Source organism: Halomonas sp. PAMB 3264, from assembly GCF_031954245.1.
GTDB lineage: Bacteria > Pseudomonadota > Gammaproteobacteria > Pseudomonadales > Halomonadaceae > Vreelandella.
The window spans coordinates 3,226,708-3,244,264 of record NZ_CP134866.1; the positions used below are offsets into that span (position 1 = coordinate 3,226,708).

Sequence of the window (17,557 nt, forward strand, 5' to 3'; positions counted from 1 at the left end):
TCAGTCTTGCTGGCGATAGCTTTCCACAGCATCCAGTACGCGCTGAAAATGCTCTTCGCCCCAACGACTTGTCAGGTTATCGTAGGCATTTTGTGCCGCCTGCTCGAAAGGCGCGCGGTCGATATCGTCCACCACGTCGATCAAGCCTGAATCCTTCATCTCTTGGAGCATTTGCTCTTCGCGCGCGCTTTGCATGGCGTAGTTTTCATCGGCGAGTTCGGCCATGATCTCCTTGAGCGCTTCCTGTTGATCGCTGTCGAGCGAATTGAAGCGATTGCTGTTGATCAGCACTACCTGGCTTTGAAGCATATGGCGGCTCATGACAAGCTGGTCTTGAACCTCGAAGAACTTGCGCGCGTAGATAGTGGGGATAGGGTTTTCCTGTCCATCGACGGTGCCCTGCTGAAGCGCCAGGTAAACCTCACTGAACGGAATGGGTGTTGCCGATGCGCCGAAGGCATTGATCATTTCAACCCAGGCGGGGGATTCCGGCACGCGTATTTTCAAGCCCGCCATATCGTCAATCGAGTGAACGTCGGCGCCTTTGAAGGTGAAGTTGCGCCACCCCCAGTACCAGGATTTAGCCAGCGGCTGTAGACCGTATTGCTCATCCAGCTCATCGAAGATCGGCTGGTAGGCGTCTCCTTCCAGAATATGACGCGCTTCGTCCCAGCTTTGAAACATGAAGGGCGCATTCGATATTTCGAGGGCGGGTACCAGCGTGCTGGCGCCTGAATAACCGGGGACGACAATGTCCACCGACCCGTTGCTCGCCTGTTGAAGAAGCTGTACTTCAGAGCCAAGCTGCTCGCTTGGGAAGACCTGAATACGTACCTCACCATCAGTACGCTCTTCGACCAGCTCAGGCAGTTTTGCAAACAGCTCGTAGCTCGCCTCACCCGGGTTGAAGGTATGGGCAAGTCGCAAGGTGGTGGCCGCGTTAGCTGTAGACACGCCCCCCAGCACCCCGCCCACGCAAAGAGTCATTCCTAGAAAGCGCAGGTTCTTGGTTAGTGAAGCCATGGATCACTCCTTTTTTATTTAATATGAGCAAGCCTTGTTATAGGCGATTCAGCTTGCCTGGTTATGGCGTGCTTGGTGCATGGAAGCAATCTAGAGCAAATGAACATTGCGTTCAATGATCATTATATAGGACGATAGTCTAATCGACGTGCACCGCCCGCTTGCTAGAGTGCATCCACTATGACCGCTTTTAGATTGCGCCTACCCCGTGCATTGAAAGCCCTGACATCAGCTCGAGGTACACGATGGATCTCATCAACTCCCCCTCCGTAATCATTCATCTCAATTCGCGGGACAACGTGGGCGTTGCCTCGAAAGCGGTTCCCCAAGGCATTCCGATCGACAAGGACGGCACGCCGGCTCGGGAAAATATCGATGCGGGCCACAAAGTGGCGCTTGCCGCCATTCAACAGGGCGAGGCCGTCTTCAAGTATGGTCAGTTGATAGGGCTTGCCGCGCGGGATATACAGCCTGGCGAGCATGTGCATACCCATAACCTCACCATGATCGAGCTCGATTCGTCGCTGGACGATTTCAAGGCGCACCCAAGAACCGACACGGCCAGTCACACCCGCACCTTTCAGGGGTTTCAGCGCTCGGACGGCGGCGTGGGTACGCGCAACTACATCGGCATTCTTTCCACCGTCAACTGCTCGGCCACCGTGGCCAAGGCCGCAGCAGATGAGCTCAACCGGTCCGGCGAGCTGGACAAGATGGGGTTCGATGGCGTTGTCGCCATCACCCATGGCTCGGGCTGTGCCATGAACACCGACTCGGAAGGCTTCGACTTTCTCGAGCGCGTCATCGCGGGTTATGCCCAGCATCCCAACTTCGCGTTTGTGCTGATCATTGGCCTGGGCTGTGAAACCAATCAGGTCAAGACACTCGTCAAGAGAAAGGGGCTTGAAGATGCTTCGCGACTGGCCTACTTCAACATTCAGGATGCCGGCGGGACCCGCAGCAGCATCAAGACAGCCTGCAGTCACCTTCTGGAAATGGCCGCCCGGCACGGTCAGCAAGAACGCACACCCGCCTCTCTCGAGCACCTGGTCGTTGCACTACAGTGCGGGGGGTCGGATGGCTACTCGGGCATTACCGCAAACCCGGCGCTTGGCCATGCGGCGGATTTGATCGTACAGCACGGGGGCAGCGTCATACTCGCCGAAACCCCGGAGATCTACGGGGCTGAAAACCTGCTGATCGATCGCGCCATCGACGAAAACGTCGCACAAAAACTGCTCGATCGCATCAGCTGGTGGAAACATTACACCGAGATAAACGGGGCCGAGTTGAACAACAACCCTTCCCCGGGCAACAAGGCCGGCGGGCTCTCCACGATTCTTGAAAAGTCGCTGGGCGCGGTTGCCAAGGGGGGCACGTCGAGTCTCAACGATGTCCTGCTCTACGCGGAGAAGATCTCGACGCGCGGGTTCAACTTCATGGATAGCCCCGGGTACGACCCTATTTCCGTGACAGGCCAGATAGCCTCGGGGTCCAACGTGGTCTGCTTTACGACGGGCCGAGGCTCGGTGTCGGGTTTCAAGCCCGCCCCTTGTCTCAAGCTGGCAACCAATACCGCCATGTATGAGAAGATGCACGAGGACATGGATATCAACTGCGGTGTCATCGTTGACGGAACCGACAGCGTGGAGCGTGTTGGCGAACAGATTTTCGAGCGCATCATCGCCATCGCCTCGGGCGACATGAGTGCCAGCGAGTCGCTTGGTTACGGTAACAACGAGTTCGTCCCTTGGCTTGTAGGCGCCGTCACTTGATCGTTCACGAAACCAATCGACTGATTATGACCAATGGTTACCCATGACAAGAACGCTGCGCGATCAGCTTTACACGGCGCTCAAGCAGAGTATCGTCGAAAAGCGCCTCGAACCTGGACTGGTGCTGCTCGAAGGCAACATCGCCACCCTCTTTGGCATTAGCCGATCGCCCGTGCGCCAAACGCTGAGTCAGCTGCATGAGGAGCGGTATATATGCCGTTTCGAGGGGCGCGGCTATCTTGTCGGCGCATCGCCAGGCGATATCGTGCGGCGCCCACTCAGCGAGCGTGACTTCAAGCAGTCAGGCGACGCGCCCTGGGTCGATCGCACCGTGTCCTGGCGGGCCCATATCGATAGCGTGGAGCATGATGTCGTCCTGTGTTCGATCAAGGGTGCTTTCGAACTCAATGAACTCAAGCTCTCCAAGTCACTGAAGGTCAGCCGCACGGTCACCCATCAGATTCTTCTCTACCTGCAGTCGATCGGCTTGGTCGAGAAGACGAAATACAATAGCTGGAGCGTGGTGCCGCTGGATGACCGGCGACTGCACAACCTTTATGAAGCGCGTCGCCAGCTCGAGCCCTACATGATTGAACGGGCCGCCAGGAACATGCCTGAAAGCACGATCGACCGTTATATCGAAAGACTCGAGCATGCGGCCCGAAGCTACCCCGATATCGAAGGCGAGCTGCTGGATGAGCTGGAGAATGACCTTCACCATAGCGCTGTAAGCCTGGGGGATAACCAGGAGGTCATGAACATGCTCCGGCGCACGCACCCCATCCTGCTGGTCAGCAAGCACCTGCTCGGCCGAGTGCTCAAGCTTCCCGACCAGGACCCCTTCTTCGACGAGCATCTATGGATATTTGAAAAAATGCGCCAGCAACAACCGGTGCTGGCGGGCAAGGCCCTGGCGAGCCACCTGAAGCGTTCGGAATCCAAGGTACTTACACGCCTGATCAATTTTCGCGAGTCCGGCGAGATCGAGATACCCGTTTATCTGCGTTGATACTCGGTTGACGCTGCTCATCTGATACACGCAGCGTTCTACGGAAAAAAATAATACAGGAGCCAATAATGACAACATCCCACAGGATCGGATTCATCGGTATCGGCATCATGGGCGCTCCCATGGCGGCACGTTTAGCCAAAGCCGGCCACTCGGTCAAGGCCTGGAATCGGACGAAAGCAAAAGGGGATCCTCTTTCATCGCTTGGTGTGAGCATCGTCGAGACGCCCTGCGATGCCGTAGTAGCGTGCGACATCGTCATCGTAATGCTGAGCTCGGGGCCCGTTTGCGACGAATTGTTGCTGGATGGCGGGGTGCTCGATGCCATGGCGCATAATGCAAAACTCATCGTCATGAGCTCCATTCCAGTCGAGACCGCCCAGCGCCAAGCCGATGAAGCCGCCAAGCGAGGTATCCGCTACCTGGACGCCCCGGTCTCCGGCGGCGAGCAAGGCGCGATCGATGGCACACTTGCCATCATGGCCGGGGGCGAGTCCGCCGACTTTGATGCAGTAGCGCCAGTGCTTGAGCTACTGGGTCGGCCTATCCATATCGGCCCCGCCGGTAGTGGCGAGCTAGCCAAGCTCGCCAACCAGATGATCGTGGCCAATACCATTGCCACTGTAGCGGAAGCCATCCTGCTCGCCGAGCGCGGCGGCGCCGACCCTACACGCATGCTCGAAGCGCTGGAGGGCGGCTTCGCCGACTCGACCGTGCTGCGCATTCACGGTCAGCGCATGGTGGCCGAAAACTTCACTCCCGGCGGGCCGGCCAAATGGCAGTTCAAGGATACCCAAACCGCCATGGCGCTCGCCCGAACGCTCGATCTTTCGCTGCCGGTCTCGTCGCTGGTCGACTCTCTTTTTCAAGAACTGATCGAAAGCGGCGGCGGCGACCTGGACCATAGCGCCCTTATTCAGCAGCTTCGCCGCCACAACGAAAAGCGGCAGAATATCTGAGCACGCACACCACTACACGGAGAACAATGACAATGACCGATACTTTTGAACCGCACACTATCACCCAATTCAGCACCCAACTGCTCGAAGCGGCGGGCCTTGATAGCGACAAGGCGCGTATCGTGGCCGACGTGCTCGTCGAAGGCGATTTGATGGGGCATACCACCCACGGCCTGCAGCTTCTCGCGCCCTATCTCGGTGAACTCCAAGCCGGCAACATGCGCGCCAGTGGCGAGGTGGAGGTAGTCGCCGAACGCGCTGCGGTGCAAACCTGGGACGGACACTACCTGCCCGGCCCCTGGTTGATCGTCGAGGCGATGAACGCGGCAACCACCATGGCTAGAAACTGCGGCACGGGCACGGTAGTGATTCGTCGCTCCCACCATATCGCTTGCCTGGCCGCCTACCTGAAACGCGCCACGGACGAAGATCTGATAGTGGTCATCGAGTCCTCCGACCCGGCCACCGCGTCGGTCTCGCCTCACGGCGGTCTGCGCGCCACCCACACCCCCAACCCCATCGCCGTGGGTTACCCGACCCATTCCGGGCCAGTGCTGCTGGACGTCAGCACCTCGATCACCACCAACGGCATGGCCGGGCGCCTCAACAAGCAGCAAGGGCGTTTTCCTCACCCTTGGCTCAAGGACGCCGAGGGCCACGCCACCGACGATCCGGGCGCGCTGTTTCAGGACCCCAAAGGCAGCATCATGCCAATCGGCGGGCTGGATCACGGCCACAAGGGGTACGCGCTGGGTCTCATGGTCGAGGCACTGACTGCCGGACTCGGTGGGTTCGGACGCGTACAGGCGCCCACCCAGTGGGGCGCGGCCGTGATGGTGCAGATCATCGACCCGGCCGCCTTTGGCGGGCTCGACGCGTTCAAACAGGAAACCGGTGCGCTGGTCGACGCCTGCCGCGCCAATCCGGTTGCAGAAGGCAGCCAAGCGGTGCGCACCCCAGGCGAGCGCGGCTTGGCGCTGCACGAGCGCTACTCGCGTGAAGGCGTGCCGCTTCCCGAAGGCGTTCCTCAAGCACTGCAGGAGTGGGCACAGCGGCTGGGCGTGCCTTTTCCCGACGCGAACATCAGTGATTCCCACGCCCGCTAAGCGGGCCACACCGCAGAGCCACGACGCTTACAACGAGAGATCACCATGAAACAAGAACGCATCGGTTTTATCGGACTTGGGTTGATGGGCAAGGAGATGGCCCGCCATCTGCTCGAGCAGGGTTACCCGCTGACGGTCATGGCGCATCGCAACCGCGAGGCGCTCGAGGCGCTTTGCCGCGACGGCGCAAGTGAAGTCACCACAGCAGCCGAGATGGCGGCTCAAAGTGACATCGTCTTTATCTGCGTGAAGACCTCGGAGCAGGTGAGCGATCTCGTCAAGCGGCCCGACGGCCTAATGGCCGGCGCGCGGCCAGGACTCGTCATCGTCGACTGCTCGACGGCACGCCCTGATATCACCGAGCAGCTCGCCGACACCCTGGCCCCCCAGGACGTCACGCTGATCGATGCGCCGTTGGCGCGAACGCCCAGGGAAGCCCGCGAGGGCCGGCTCAACGTAATGATCGGCGGGGAAGACAACGTCGTTACTCGACTCACGCCGATCATCCAGTGCTTCGCCGAAAACGTGTTTCACGTTGGCCCCACCGGTTCGGCCCACAAGCTCAAGTTGATCAACAACTTTCTTTCGCTCGGGGCGGCGGCGCTGGCCGCCGAAGCAGCCAGCATGGCAGCGGCTCTGGACGTCTCCCAGCAGAAGCTTCTGGATATCTGCTCCCAGGGCGGCGCCAACAGCGCCATGCTCGCCCCGGTCATGGAGTGGGTGCTCGAGCGCGAATGCACGAAGCTCAAGTTCAGCCTCGGCAACGCCGAGAAGGACATGAGGTACCTGACCGAGACCTTGGCCACCTATCAGGCGCGCTCAGCAATGCTGCCGCCGCTGTGTGCGTTCCTCACCCGAGCGAAAGAGGATCAGGGCGACGAAAGTTTCGTCCCTACTGCCTACGACAGCTGCGTTCAAAAATGAACGGTCGGTGGCGTTTGGCTACTCGATGAACGCCTCGGTCGTTTCACGATAGCCATACAAGAACGCATCAGCGACGTGGCGTAGCGGGGCGATATCGACCTCGCTGCGCCCGGTCTTGATCAACTCGGCGAAGTGATTATACAGGCCGCGATACTCCTGCTCCTGCTCGTCCAGGAGCACCTCTTCGTCGATCATCAGCCGGCAGCCGCCCTGGGTTAAACTCAGGGAGTGACCTTCGCTTTCGACGTGAATGTCCCAGGTCTGCGCGCCGGTCTGGCGAAAGTCGAAGTCAGCCGAGACCGCTGCTCCCTGGGTATCGACAAAGCTCAGCTCGGCCGCGATGGGCGCCTGCACATTCTCGGGTATGCGTAACCGGGCATGGCGAAGAAAAAACGGCGCAGGCAGTATTGCCGTGGCAATCGAAAGCGCATTGATGCCCGGGTCGAATACGCCCATGCCGCCAGGCTGCCAAATCCATGCTTGGCCGGGGTGCCAGACCCGCACATCCTCTTTCCACTCGATTTGGACCCGGTCGATACGACGGTTCGCAAGCCAGGCTTTTGCTAAAGCGACCCCCGGTGCGAACCGAGAGTGCCAAGCCGCAAACAGGGTCACCCGTTGCTGATTGGCCAGTTCGATTAGCGCTTCCACTTCGCTCAGCGTCGCACCCGGTGGCTTTTCCAACAGCACATGGTGACCGCTCAGCAGCGCAGCCCGAGCTGTCTCGAAGCGTAGCGTGGTCGGCGTGCAGATTGACACCGCCTCGATATCCGGATGGGCGTTGAGCATCGCTTCGATGTCTTGAAAGCCAGGCACGCCCTCAATCGATGCGTAGGGGTCCGCGGTAGCGGCCAATTGCAAGACCGGCGTTTGCTGGATGGCAGGCAGGTGCTGGTCGCGAACGATCTTGCCTGCACCGATCAGGCCGAGCTTGATCCTGGACATTCGCTTGCCTCTTGTTACGTGCAAGGTGGATTGAAACCGGAACTTACCCTTCGAAAGTGACCGGCGGTGACGTTGGAAGCTCGACGCTTCGCCCCAGCGAAGTGGTGCTATGCTCGAGCCCCAGCGCGGCACCGGTCCCGGCCAGCACGGCTTCAGCGGCCTGAAAAGCCTCCTTGGGGCGACGCAGACGAATGCTCTCCATGAGCACACGGTGGCGCTCCAGGCTCTCCTCCGAGTCCATGGCGAGCTGATTGGATAGAGAGACCGTCATGAAGATGGAGGGGCGCAGAATGTGCGATAGCTGCGCCCAAACGATGTTATGGGTCGCCTTGAAGATCGCTTCGTGAAAGGCAATATCACATTCGCTGTGCAGCCGCCGCTCGTCTTCGCCAGCAGCATTGCTTAGATTCTGCCCCATACCGTCGAAAGCTTCCTCGATCGCGAGCAGGTCACGCGCCGTAGCACGCTTGGCGGCAGTCATTGCAACGTAAGGCTCGACATCCAAGCGAAAGGCAAGAATCTCCTTGAGAATAAGCGGGTTGGGTGGCGCGTAGCGCGTCAGCCACTCGGTGACCTGAGGATCGAGAATGCGCCATTCGGCGTACTCGCGTACCCGAGAGCCGTGCCCCGATATGCGCTCGAGAATGCCCGCATTCACCAGCTGACGCAGATCGCTGCGCACCGCCGAGCGATTAATCGCGAAGCGCTCGCACAGATCGATTTCGCGAGGCACCAGGTCGCCTGGGCGGTAACGCCCGCCGAAGATATCCTTGACGAGGTACTCGTCGATACGCACGCGGGGCGCGGCTTTACTGGACACGGTTTTTCTGGAAACTGCCACTTAAAGAGACCCTGTTTCATTGATCGCTCATCATAACGCACTTGGTCAGGCGCCCGCTTCGCTCAATGATTATCACGCGGAACATGTCTGCGCGCCACGTCTCGGTAGTCGGTGGCGGACTTTAGCGTCATGCCGCGATCGAGCGGCTCCACTAGCGTGCGCTGAATCTCCTGCCAGGGCGTCTGATGGCCAGGATAGCGATACCCGCCCTGGCCTGCCAGTCGCTCTCTACGCTCTTCGAGCTCGGCGCTATCGATTAAAAGCTGCACCTGACCTTTTCGAAGATCGACTCTTAGCCGATCGCCGTCTTCGAGTAACGCCAAGCCACCGCCAGTAGCCGCCTCCGGCGAGGCATTAAGAATGGAGGGCGACCCGGACGTACCGGATTGGCGTCCGTCGCCCAGACAGGGAAGTGATTCGATACCCTGCTGAATGAGTGCCGCCGGCGGTTGCATGTTGACCACTTCGGCGCCGCCAGGATGCCCCACCGGCCCAGCACCGCGCATCACCAGAATCGTGCGCGCGTCGACCCCAAGTGCGGGATCATCGATACGCGCGTGATAGTCCTCAGAGCCGTCAAAGACCACGACCTTGCCCTCGAAAGCATCCGGGTCGCTTGGGTCGCTGAGAAACCGCTGGCGGAAATCCCGTGAAATTACGCTGGTCTTCATCAGCGCCGAGTCGAACAGGTTACCCTTGAGGTTGAGAAACCCCGCGTGCGCCACTAGCGGGTCGGCGTAACGGTGTATGACCTCTTCGTCCTCGATGATGACTCCTTCGAGCGTCTCGCCAAGCGTGCTCCCACTGACCGTAGGTACTTCAACATTCAGCCGCCCCGCGTTGCGAAGCTCGCCAAGCACCGCGGGCACACCGCCAGCGCGATAGAACTCTTCGCATAGAAACGCGCCAGCAGGCATTACGTTGGCCAACAGTGGAATCTCGTGACCCAGCCGCTGCCAATCATCGTTGTCGATTTCGACCCCGGCGTGGCGGGCGATGGCATTGACGTGAACCGGCGCGTTGGACGAGCCACCCAGGGCCGAGCAGGCAACGATCGCGTTCTCGAACGCCGGACGGGTCAGGATATCCAGCGGGCGCAGATCTTCCCAGACCATATCGACGATGCGCTCGCCGGTTGAATAGGCCACCATCGCACGCTCCTTGTAGGGTGCGGGAATCACCGCGGAACCCGGCAGGCTCATACCCAGCACTTCTGCCATGGCGTTCATGGTCGATGCGGTGCCCATGGTGTTGCAGTGGCCGATCGACGGCGCCGAATCGCTCACCCGCGATAGAAACTCGGGGTAGTCGATATCGCCAGCCGCCAGGCGCTTGCGCAGCTCCCAGATGATCGTGCCCGAGCCAACCCGCTCGCGCCCGCGCCAGCCGTTGAGCATCGGCCCGCCCGAGAGCACGATGGCGGGAATATTGACCGTTGCCGCCGCCATTAGCGCTGCCGGTGTGGTCTTGTCGCAGCCGGTGGTCAGCACCACGCCGTCCAGCGGGTAGCCGTGGAGTACCTCGACGATGCCCAGGTAGGCGAGATTGCGATCCAATGCCGCTGTAGGGCGACGAACATTTTCATGGATCGGATGCATGGGAAATTCGAAGGGCACCCCGCCACTGGCACGAATACCGTCCTTGACCCGCTTGACCAGCTCGATGTGGTGGCGGTTACAGGGCGTCAGATCCGAACCGGACTGGCAAATACCAATGATGGGCTTGCCGCTAGCGAGCTCGTCAAGGGTAATACCGTAGTTGAGATAGCGCTCGATGCATAACGCCGTGGTACCGGGGTGATCAGGATTATCGAACCAGTAGCGCGAACGTAGCTCCTCGGGAGTCAAACGACGAGAATCGGCCATGGGGGCATTCCATGTTGAATGTCAAAAAAGAAAACGTGATGAGACGTTACGCGCCCCCAATGGATTCGTCGATACATACAAAAGTATATGTTGAACATAGCCGTTAAACGTAAGACATTCCTTTCAGGCGCGGTGCTTATGAATCACGGGCACCGTAGAGCTACAACAACAACGTCCGCTACGCGGCCACCCACGAACCGGCGCTACCCCCAGGTAACGATCATGGGAAGGCCTACCGGTAAGGAGCACTAGATCCATGAACCAGCTACTCAAACGCACGCTATTGATCACCGGCACCGCCTTGATCGGCACCAGCGCCGCCCACGCTCAGATGCCCGAGCTTTCCGATCCACCGGAAATCGAAGGCGCGACCGTGAGCGACCACGGCAGCGTAACCCTACGAATGGGATTAGGACTTGCCGAGACCTCGCCGCAGTATCTCTCCAGCCAGTACTTCGCCGACATTCTCGATCAGCGCAGCGAAGGCCGCATTAGCGTCAACATCTTCCCGAATAGCCAGCTCGGCGATGACGTTCAGATGATGGAAATGCTACAGACCGGCACACTCGACATGACCTACCCCTCGACCTCTCCGGCCACAGGCTACGTGAGCGAGCTGGCGGTGTTCGATCTGCCCTTTTTGCTCCCCACCCGCGAAGCCGCGATTGAGGCGATGCGCAGTGATGCGGCCCAGGAAATGCTTGATGCCTTCGATGGCACGGGTATCAAGGCGCTGGCCTTCTCGGAAAACGGCTTTCGTCAATTGACCAACAGCGCTCGCCCCATTGCATCACCCGAAGATGTTGCCGGGCTGGACGTCCGCGGTCTTTCAGTACGGACCATGGAGAACCCGGTTCACCTCGCCATTTGGCAGGCGCTGGGCGCCAACCCAACGCCCATGGCGTTCGGCGAGCTCTTCTCGGCGATGGAGCAGGGCGTGGTCGACGGCCAGGAGAACCCCTGGAGCACGATCTTGACCTCCAACTTCTATGAAGTGCAGGAGTACGGCTCCGAGACTCGCCACGTCTACACGCCGTTCATCAAGATGATTTCTCAGCGTGCCTGGGATCGTCTCGACCCGGAATACCAGGAACTGGTGCAGGAAGCGGCGCTTCAGGCGGCGGATTATGAGATCCAACTGTCCAGCGAATACGATGACTGGGCGCGCGACCAGCTCGAAGAGCGCGGCATGCAGGTCACCCGTTTGGACGACGAGCAAATCGCCGCTTTCCAGGACGCCGTACAGCCAGTCTACGATGAGTGGGCGCCGCAAATCGGTGAAGACCTGGTCGCCGAGTTCCAGCGCATCGCCGAGTCCTCGATGACCCAATAAGCGATACCCGACGGCGGCACTGCGCCGTCACCTCATCCGGCAAGAGGCGCTCGCCTCTTGCCGTCGCGCTACCAGCCTTGTGAGATGCCATGGATACGCCGCCGGACGACCAAATTCCCGATACCGCCGCGCTCTTCGATGACCCTACGCGCCACCCACTCGAAATCGAACCTGAAATTGGCCGCGGCCCCGTACTCTTTCGCTGGATGACGCTCGCCATGGAACATGCGATCGCCGCGCTGCTGGTCGCCTTGATCGTGTCGGTGTCCGCCAACGTGATCGGGCGCGCCGCGCTCAACCACTCGCTCCCTTGGGCGGATGAACTCGCCCGCATGCTTTTCATATGGCTCATCTTTTTGGGCGCCGCCGCGGCCTTCGCGCGTTACGAGCATATCGCGGTCGACATTCTGGTGCAGCGCCTGAAGCCGCGCGCCGCCCACGCACTCTATCTTTTCCAGCACCTCGTCATCCTGGGGCTGATGGGCATCATTGTGTGGGGCGGAGCGCTAGTCGTCGCTCGCGCTTCCAGCCGTACCGCGATTCTCAACGTGCCCTGGAACCTGATCAATTTTTCGCTGATTCTCTGCGCGGGCTTCATCGCCGCTGTCGCGCTGTGGCGCGCCTACCAGAGCATTCGCTTCATAGCCTCGCCGGACACGGCGTCACCCCTCAACGAAGGCCGCTGACCATGCTGTGGATATTTTTGGGCATTCTATTCGTTTCGCTGGCGCTGGGCCTGCCGATCGCGTTCGGGCTTGGCGTTGCCGCGGTCGTCATGGCGTTCATTTCAGACATTCCGCTGTCCGTTCTGATCGAGCAATCGATCCGCGGCGTCAACAGTTTTCCGCTGCTGGCAATTCCGTTTTTCATCCTCGTGGGCGAGGTCATGAGTCAAGGTGGCATCGCGCGAAGGCTCATGGAGCTCGCCGGCACCCTGGTCGGTTTCGTGCGCGGCGGGCTTGGTCAGGTAGCAATTACGGGTTCCATGTTCTTCGGCGGTATTAGTGGCTCGGCGGTAGCGGACACCGCCGCTACCGGGGCGATGATGATTCCGTCGATGACCAAACAGGGCTACAGCGCCCCTCAGGCTACGGCGATCAACACTGTTTCCTCGGTCATCGGCATCATCATTCCGCCGTCGATTCCGCTGATTCTCTACGGCATCGTGACCGAAACTTCGATCAGCCGGCTGTTCATCGCCGGTATCGTGCCAGGCATTTTGATCGGCCTGGCATTGATGGCGACCACCTTCATCATGGCTACCATCGGCCACGCCGGGCAGACACGGCGCTTTCGTCTCGGGCCGCTTTGGGCTGCCTTCAAGGCCGCCTGGCTTGCGCTGGTTCTGCCTGTCATCGTGATCGGAGGTATTATTGGCGGTGTGTTCACCGCCACCGAAGCCGCCGTGGCCGCCCTGCTCTATTCACTGTTCATTTCGCTGGTCGTCTACCGCGAATTCAAGATCACCGCGCTTTGGGGCATGCTGATTCGCACCGCGCGCCTTACCGGTATGGTGCTGTTGCTGCTCGCCTTCGCCACCGTCATCGCCTGGTTTCTGACCATCAACATGGTGCCGCAAACCCTGGTGAGCCAGGTACAGGCGATTACCCAGGACCCCTTCCTACTGCTCCTGATCGTGGCAGGACTTTTGTTGTTGGTGGGGTTCGTCATGGATCTGACGCCTGCCATGGTCATCATGGCCCCCATGTTGACGCCGATCGTGACCTCGGTTGGGGTCGACCCTGTCTACTTCGGCGTGCTTATGGCGTTTATTTTGGGCATCGGTCTGCTAACGCCGCCCGTGGGCACCTGCCTCTACGTGGGCTGCGGTGTGGGCAAGGTCTCCATGGAGCAGCTGGTCAAGGCGATGTTGCCTTACTACGCGGCGCTTCTGGTCGTGCTGGTGGTGTTGATCGCTTTCCCGGGCATTGTGACCTGGCTGCCGGACTTGACCGCGGTTCGAGGCAACTAGATGACGCTTGGCGTGCAACGTTGGCATAAAGTCGAACAGAGCGCGCCGGCAACCTATCATACTCTATGATAGGTACACGCTAAGCGCTAATGGCGGGTCCACAATAATCTCAACAGCAGTTCAAACAACAATCGAACCGGACATTTCCAATGAGACTCGAACGAAAAAAGGCGCTCATCACCGCGGCGGGCCAGGGTATCGGCCGCGCCACGGCGCTGCGCTTCGCGGCGGAAGGCGCCCAGATCATCGCCACCGACATCAATCCCGCAAGCCTTGAGGCTCTCTCCTCCACACCCGGCATTACGACGTTGCCGCTCGACGTCCTGGACCCGGCGGCTATCGATGCACTGGCTGAAAAAGTCGGCGCCGTCGATATCCTGTTTAACTGTGCGGGATTTGTCGCCAACGGGTCGCTGCTGGACGGTAGCGACGCGGACTGGGAGCTCTCGCTGTCGCTCAACGTCATGGCCATGGTGCGCATAACCCGTGCTTTTCTACCGGCCATGCTCGAACAGGGGGGCGGCAGCATCATCAACATGGCCTCCGTTGCCTCGAGCCTCAAGGGGGTGCCCAATCGCTGCGCCTATGGCACCTCGAAAGCAGCGGTTCTGGGGCTGACCAAGTCGATCGCCAGCGACTACATCGGCCGCGGTATTCGCTGTAACGCGATCTGCCCCGGCACCGTGGATTCGCCGTCGTTGCGCCAGCGCATCGACGAGCAGGCAAAGCAGCAAGGGCGCCCGCGCGACGACGTCTATGCCGATTTCATCGCCCGCCAACCCCAAGGACGGCTAGGCACACCGGAGGAAATCGCCGCGCTTGCCACCTATTTGGCCGCCGATGAGTCTGCCTATACCACCGGCACGGCGCAAATTATCGACGGCGGCTGGCTCGTTTGACGTCGCACTGCTCGCCGATGCTGGATATCTTTCACGCCGACCCGCAGGACCGTTTGAGCCCCGGTTGGCTAACCCCAAAGGAACTGCATAAATGAAACTGTTACGTTTTGGAGCCCCCGGCCAGGAAAAACCCGGTATCGTGGACGCGAATGGCACGATTCGCGATCTCTCTTCGCACCTTTCAGATTTAAGTGGGGAGCACCTGGATCGGCGCGCGCTCGAGCGGCTCGCGTCAATCGACACCTCGACGCTGCCCGAAGTCGCCGCCGACATACGTCTTGGACCTTGCGTTTCGGGTGTGGGCAAATTCATCTGTATCGGTTTGAACTACTCTGACCACGCCGCCGAAACCGGCGCCGAGGTGCCGCCGGAGCCAGTCATTTTCAACAAATGGACCAGCGCCATCTGTGGGCCCAACGACAACGTCGTGATCCCACGCAACTCACAAAAAACCGATTGGGAAGTAGAGCTTGGCGTCGTGATCGGCAAGACCGCGCGCTATGTCGATGAAGCGAGCGCCATGGACCACGTCGCCGGGTTTTGCGTGGTGAACGACGTTTCCGAGCGCGAATTCCAGCTCGAACGCAGCGGCACCTGGGACAAGGGAAAGGGGTGTGACACCTTCGGTCCGCTGGGCCCCTGGCTTGTGACACCCGATGAGATCGCGGATCCACATCAGCTCGACATGTGGCTCGAGGTGGATGGCAAACGCTACCAGAACGGCAATACCCGCACCATGGTGTATCAGATCCCCTACCTGATCAGTTACCTGAGCCAGTTCATGAGCCTGCAGCCAGGCGATGTGATCTCGACCGGTACGCCGCCCGGCGTCGGTATGGGTCAGCAACCCCAAGTCTACCTCAAACCCGGCCAGCGTATGCGCCTGGGGATCGAAGGGCTAGGTGAACAGACTCAAGCGGTCGTCGCCGAGTCCGACGATAGCACTCGCTAAGCAGCCTGACGTGATGGCGCCGGCGTCTACTCCGACGCCGGTTTCAAGCGCTGCTTGAGCTGGCGGTAGGTGCCGTAGTGACGCTCCAAATGACGTCGCATGGCGGCTTCCGCTGCGTCCGCATCGCCGGAGGCGATCGCCTCGACGATGTCGGTGTGCGCCTGAGTGGCGGCCTGGTCCTCACCCTGCTGCTGCAGTACGTGGGCGCGCCGGTCATCGAGCCACTCCGATAGCGCGACGTGAATGGCATCAAAGATCGGGTTACGCCCAATACTCGCCAGTACGCCGTGGAAATCGTTATCCGAGCGTTTGAAGCGCGCCTCGTCGCCGATCGCCTCCCGATTATCCGCCAGCGCCTGGCGCAGCCGCGCCAGGTCCTCCTCGGTTGCATTACGCGCGGCATAGCGGGCCAGCGATATCTCGAACGCCGCTCGCGCCTCCTGAAAGTGCTGCTGCCCGTTCGGCTGGGAAAGAAGCTGCCGCGTTACGCCGGAAAGGCGCGCCATGACGGCCTCCGCTGTGGGGCGAATGACGCGGGCACGGGTGCCGCTATTGATCGCGATCAACCCCAACTGCTGCAAATAAAAAAGCGCTTCACGCACGGCCGGACGCCCGACTCCGAACTGCTCCATCAGCTCGCGCTCCGAGGGGAGCTGATCGTTCTCGCTCAGCCGACCTTCGAGAATTTCCGCCTCGAGCTGCTCGGCGACCTGCACGGAGAGCGTCTTGCGCTCGATTCGGTATTTACTCATAAAAACTCATCCTGGCTACTTCCGATAATTCAGGGGCTACTCTACTGCATTTTTACACGTCAGGCGTTTGGCATACGCGCTCTACGCTAGCGCCGACAGCGCCTCGATCCCGTAGCGTGACGCGATTTCGGCATAGGCACTCTGGTTGGCCCTGTCCAGTGGAATGCCTTGTGTATCGCGCTCAGCCTGACAGCGCCACTCGCGATCCCCTGGCGCCATAACCTGCGCCCCTAGCGTTGCCGGCTGGCGCCGCAGGTCGGTCAGATACGCCGCCAGCCCGCGCGCAAAGCTGCCCTCTTCCACGAAAGCATCGGGATGTAGGGCGAGAAAGAAGTGGCCGACTCCGCGCGGGGTCGCCATGTCGGGTCCGTTCATCGGCAACAGACGAAAGCCGTGCTGCATGCCGGAAAGCGTCGAGCTCAAAATTTCGACCATGCCGCCCAGCCCCGCTCCCTTGAAGCCAAAATCCCCGCCTCCGAGCGGCAGCAGCGACGTGACCTCTTTCGGATCGGTGCTCGTCTGGCCATCCGCACGAGCAGCGACTTGGCCGGGAAGCTCACGCCCGATCGCGCCGAACTGCTGAACCCGATTCCACGGAATCGAGCTGGTCGCCATGTCCAGCAGATAGGGTAGCTCACCCTCTACCGGCGCCGCGAAGGCGATGGGATTGGTGCCATGAAACGCGCTAGTTCCTTCGTGAAGCTTCACGAACGGGTCAGAGTTGCAAAACGCCATGCCGACATAGCCGCGTTCTGCTGCCGCCAGCGCGTAGCAGCCCGCCGCACCGAAGTGGGAAGAGTGCCCCACTGCGACGGCGCCCACTCCGGTCTTTGCTGCCATGTCGGTCGCGTGCTCCATGGCTTTGTATCCAGCCAGATGGCCAAAGCCGTCGTCAGCATCGAGAAAGCCCGTGGCCGCCAGGCGATGATAAAAGCGCATGGTAGGAGCGCCATTGACGCGTCCGCCTTCCAGCGCCTTCAAGTAGTGTGGCAGCAATCTCAAGCCGTGACTGTCAGTGCCCATGCGCGACGCCGTCACCAGCGCGCGGGAGACCGCGTACCCCGAGGCATGATCGGCGCCCGCCGCTTCGAGCGCCTGCTGTATAAAGCGGGTAAGGTCGTCGCGCCTCACGCGAAAATCAAGTAAACCAGGATCGAATGAAATAGGCATAAATCGATGCTCCTGTTCGCCGCCGCTACGCC

At 60.4% G+C, this 17,557-nt stretch carries 16 protein-coding genes; 10 read left to right on the plus strand and 6 right to left on the minus strand.

Annotated features, from left to right (window positions below; all coding sequences use genetic code 11):
* Positions 1–1,023 carry a TRAP transporter substrate-binding protein gene (locus RN347_RS14605; RefSeq protein ID WP_311958717.1) on the minus strand — a complete coding sequence of 341 codons (1,023 nt, stop codon included), beginning with the start codon at positions 1,021–1,023 and terminating at the stop codon, positions 1–3.
* A 245-nt stretch (positions 1,024–1,268) separates the two neighbouring features.
* Here RN347_RS14605 and RN347_RS14610 point away from each other — a divergent pair, with 245 nt between their 5' ends.
* From RN347_RS14610 to RN347_RS14630, 5 genes are all read left to right on the plus strand, one after another.
* The gene (locus RN347_RS14610) at positions 1,269–2,798 is read left to right on the plus strand and encodes an altronate dehydratase family protein (RefSeq protein WP_311958718.1); all 1,530 of its coding nucleotides are present in this window, start codon (positions 1,269–1,271) and stop codon (positions 2,796–2,798) included.
* 43 nt (positions 2,799–2,841) lie between these two features.
* The gene (locus RN347_RS14615) at positions 2,842–3,807 is read left to right on the plus strand and encodes a GntR family transcriptional regulator (RefSeq protein ID WP_311958719.1); all 966 of its coding nucleotides are present in this window, start codon (positions 2,842–2,844) and stop codon (positions 3,805–3,807) included.
* 68 nt (positions 3,808–3,875) lie between these two features.
* A complete protein-coding gene (locus tag RN347_RS14620) occupies positions 3,876–4,766 on the plus strand; it encodes an NAD(P)-dependent oxidoreductase (RefSeq protein ID WP_311958720.1) in 891 nt (296 codons plus the stop codon).
* 32 nt (positions 4,767–4,798) lie between these two features.
* Entirely contained in the window at positions 4,799–5,872 is a 1,074-nt protein-coding gene (locus RN347_RS14625) for an Ldh family oxidoreductase (RefSeq protein WP_311958721.1), read from the plus strand.
* Between the two features lie 45 nt (positions 5,873–5,917).
* Positions 5,918–6,796, plus strand: a complete 879-nt coding sequence (locus RN347_RS14630; protein ID WP_311958722.1) for an NAD(P)-dependent oxidoreductase — start codon at positions 5,918–5,920, stop codon at positions 6,794–6,796.
* An 18-nt stretch (positions 6,797–6,814) separates the two neighbouring features.
* Here the strand turns inward: RN347_RS14630 and RN347_RS14635 are convergent, their stop codons facing one another.
* The 3 genes from RN347_RS14635 to RN347_RS14645 all read right to left on the minus strand — a co-directional run bounded on the left by RN347_RS14635 (position 6,815) and on the right by RN347_RS14645 (position 10,447).
* Positions 6,815–7,741 carry a Gfo/Idh/MocA family oxidoreductase gene (locus tag RN347_RS14635; protein ID WP_311958723.1) on the minus strand — a complete coding sequence of 309 codons (927 nt, stop codon included), beginning with the start codon at positions 7,739–7,741 and terminating at the stop codon, positions 6,815–6,817.
* 43 nt (positions 7,742–7,784) lie between these two features.
* Positions 7,785–8,561: an FCD domain-containing protein gene (locus RN347_RS14640; protein ID WP_311958724.1), complete on the minus strand. Its 777-nt coding sequence runs from the start codon at positions 8,559–8,561 to the stop codon at positions 7,785–7,787.
* An 83-nt stretch (positions 8,562–8,644) separates the two neighbouring features.
* Positions 8,645–10,447 (minus strand): IlvD/Edd family dehydratase, encoded by a 1,803-nt coding sequence (locus RN347_RS14645; protein ID WP_311958725.1) that lies wholly within the window; start codon positions 10,445–10,447, stop codon positions 8,645–8,647.
* 256 nt (positions 10,448–10,703) lie between these two features.
* Between RN347_RS14645 and RN347_RS14650 the strand changes: the two genes are divergently transcribed.
* From RN347_RS14650 to RN347_RS14670, 5 genes are all read left to right on the plus strand, one after another.
* Positions 10,704–11,780: a TRAP transporter substrate-binding protein gene (locus tag RN347_RS14650; RefSeq protein ID WP_311958726.1), complete on the plus strand. Its 1,077-nt coding sequence runs from the start codon at positions 10,704–10,706 to the stop codon at positions 11,778–11,780.
* Positions 11,781–11,869: 89 nt separating this feature from the next.
* Positions 11,870–12,466: a TRAP transporter small permease gene (locus RN347_RS14655; RefSeq protein WP_311958727.1), complete on the plus strand. Its 597-nt coding sequence runs from the start codon at positions 11,870–11,872 to the stop codon at positions 12,464–12,466.
* 2 nt (positions 12,467–12,468) lie between these two features.
* A complete protein-coding gene (locus RN347_RS14660) occupies positions 12,469–13,752 on the plus strand; it encodes a TRAP transporter large permease (RefSeq protein WP_311958728.1) in 1,284 nt (427 codons plus the stop codon).
* A 149-nt stretch (positions 13,753–13,901) separates the two neighbouring features.
* Positions 13,902–14,651, plus strand: a complete 750-nt coding sequence (locus RN347_RS14665) for an SDR family oxidoreductase (protein WP_311958729.1) — start codon at positions 13,902–13,904, stop codon at positions 14,649–14,651.
* 91 nt (positions 14,652–14,742) lie between these two features.
* Entirely contained in the window at positions 14,743–15,603 is an 861-nt protein-coding gene (locus tag RN347_RS14670; protein WP_311958730.1) for a fumarylacetoacetate hydrolase family protein, read from the plus strand.
* A gap of 26 nt (positions 15,604–15,629) precedes the next feature.
* Here RN347_RS14670 and nanR read toward each other — a convergent pair whose 3' ends face one another.
* The gene (gene nanR / locus RN347_RS14675; protein WP_311958731.1) at positions 15,630–16,355 is read right to left on the minus strand and encodes a transcriptional regulator NanR; all 726 of its coding nucleotides are present in this window, start codon (positions 16,353–16,355) and stop codon (positions 15,630–15,632) included.
* A gap of 81 nt (positions 16,356–16,436) precedes the next feature.
* Positions 16,437–17,486, minus strand: coding sequence for an Ldh family oxidoreductase (locus tag RN347_RS14680; RefSeq protein WP_311958732.1), 1,050 nt, complete (start codon positions 17,484–17,486; stop codon positions 16,437–16,439).
* Positions 17,487–17,557: the final 71 nt, after the last annotated feature.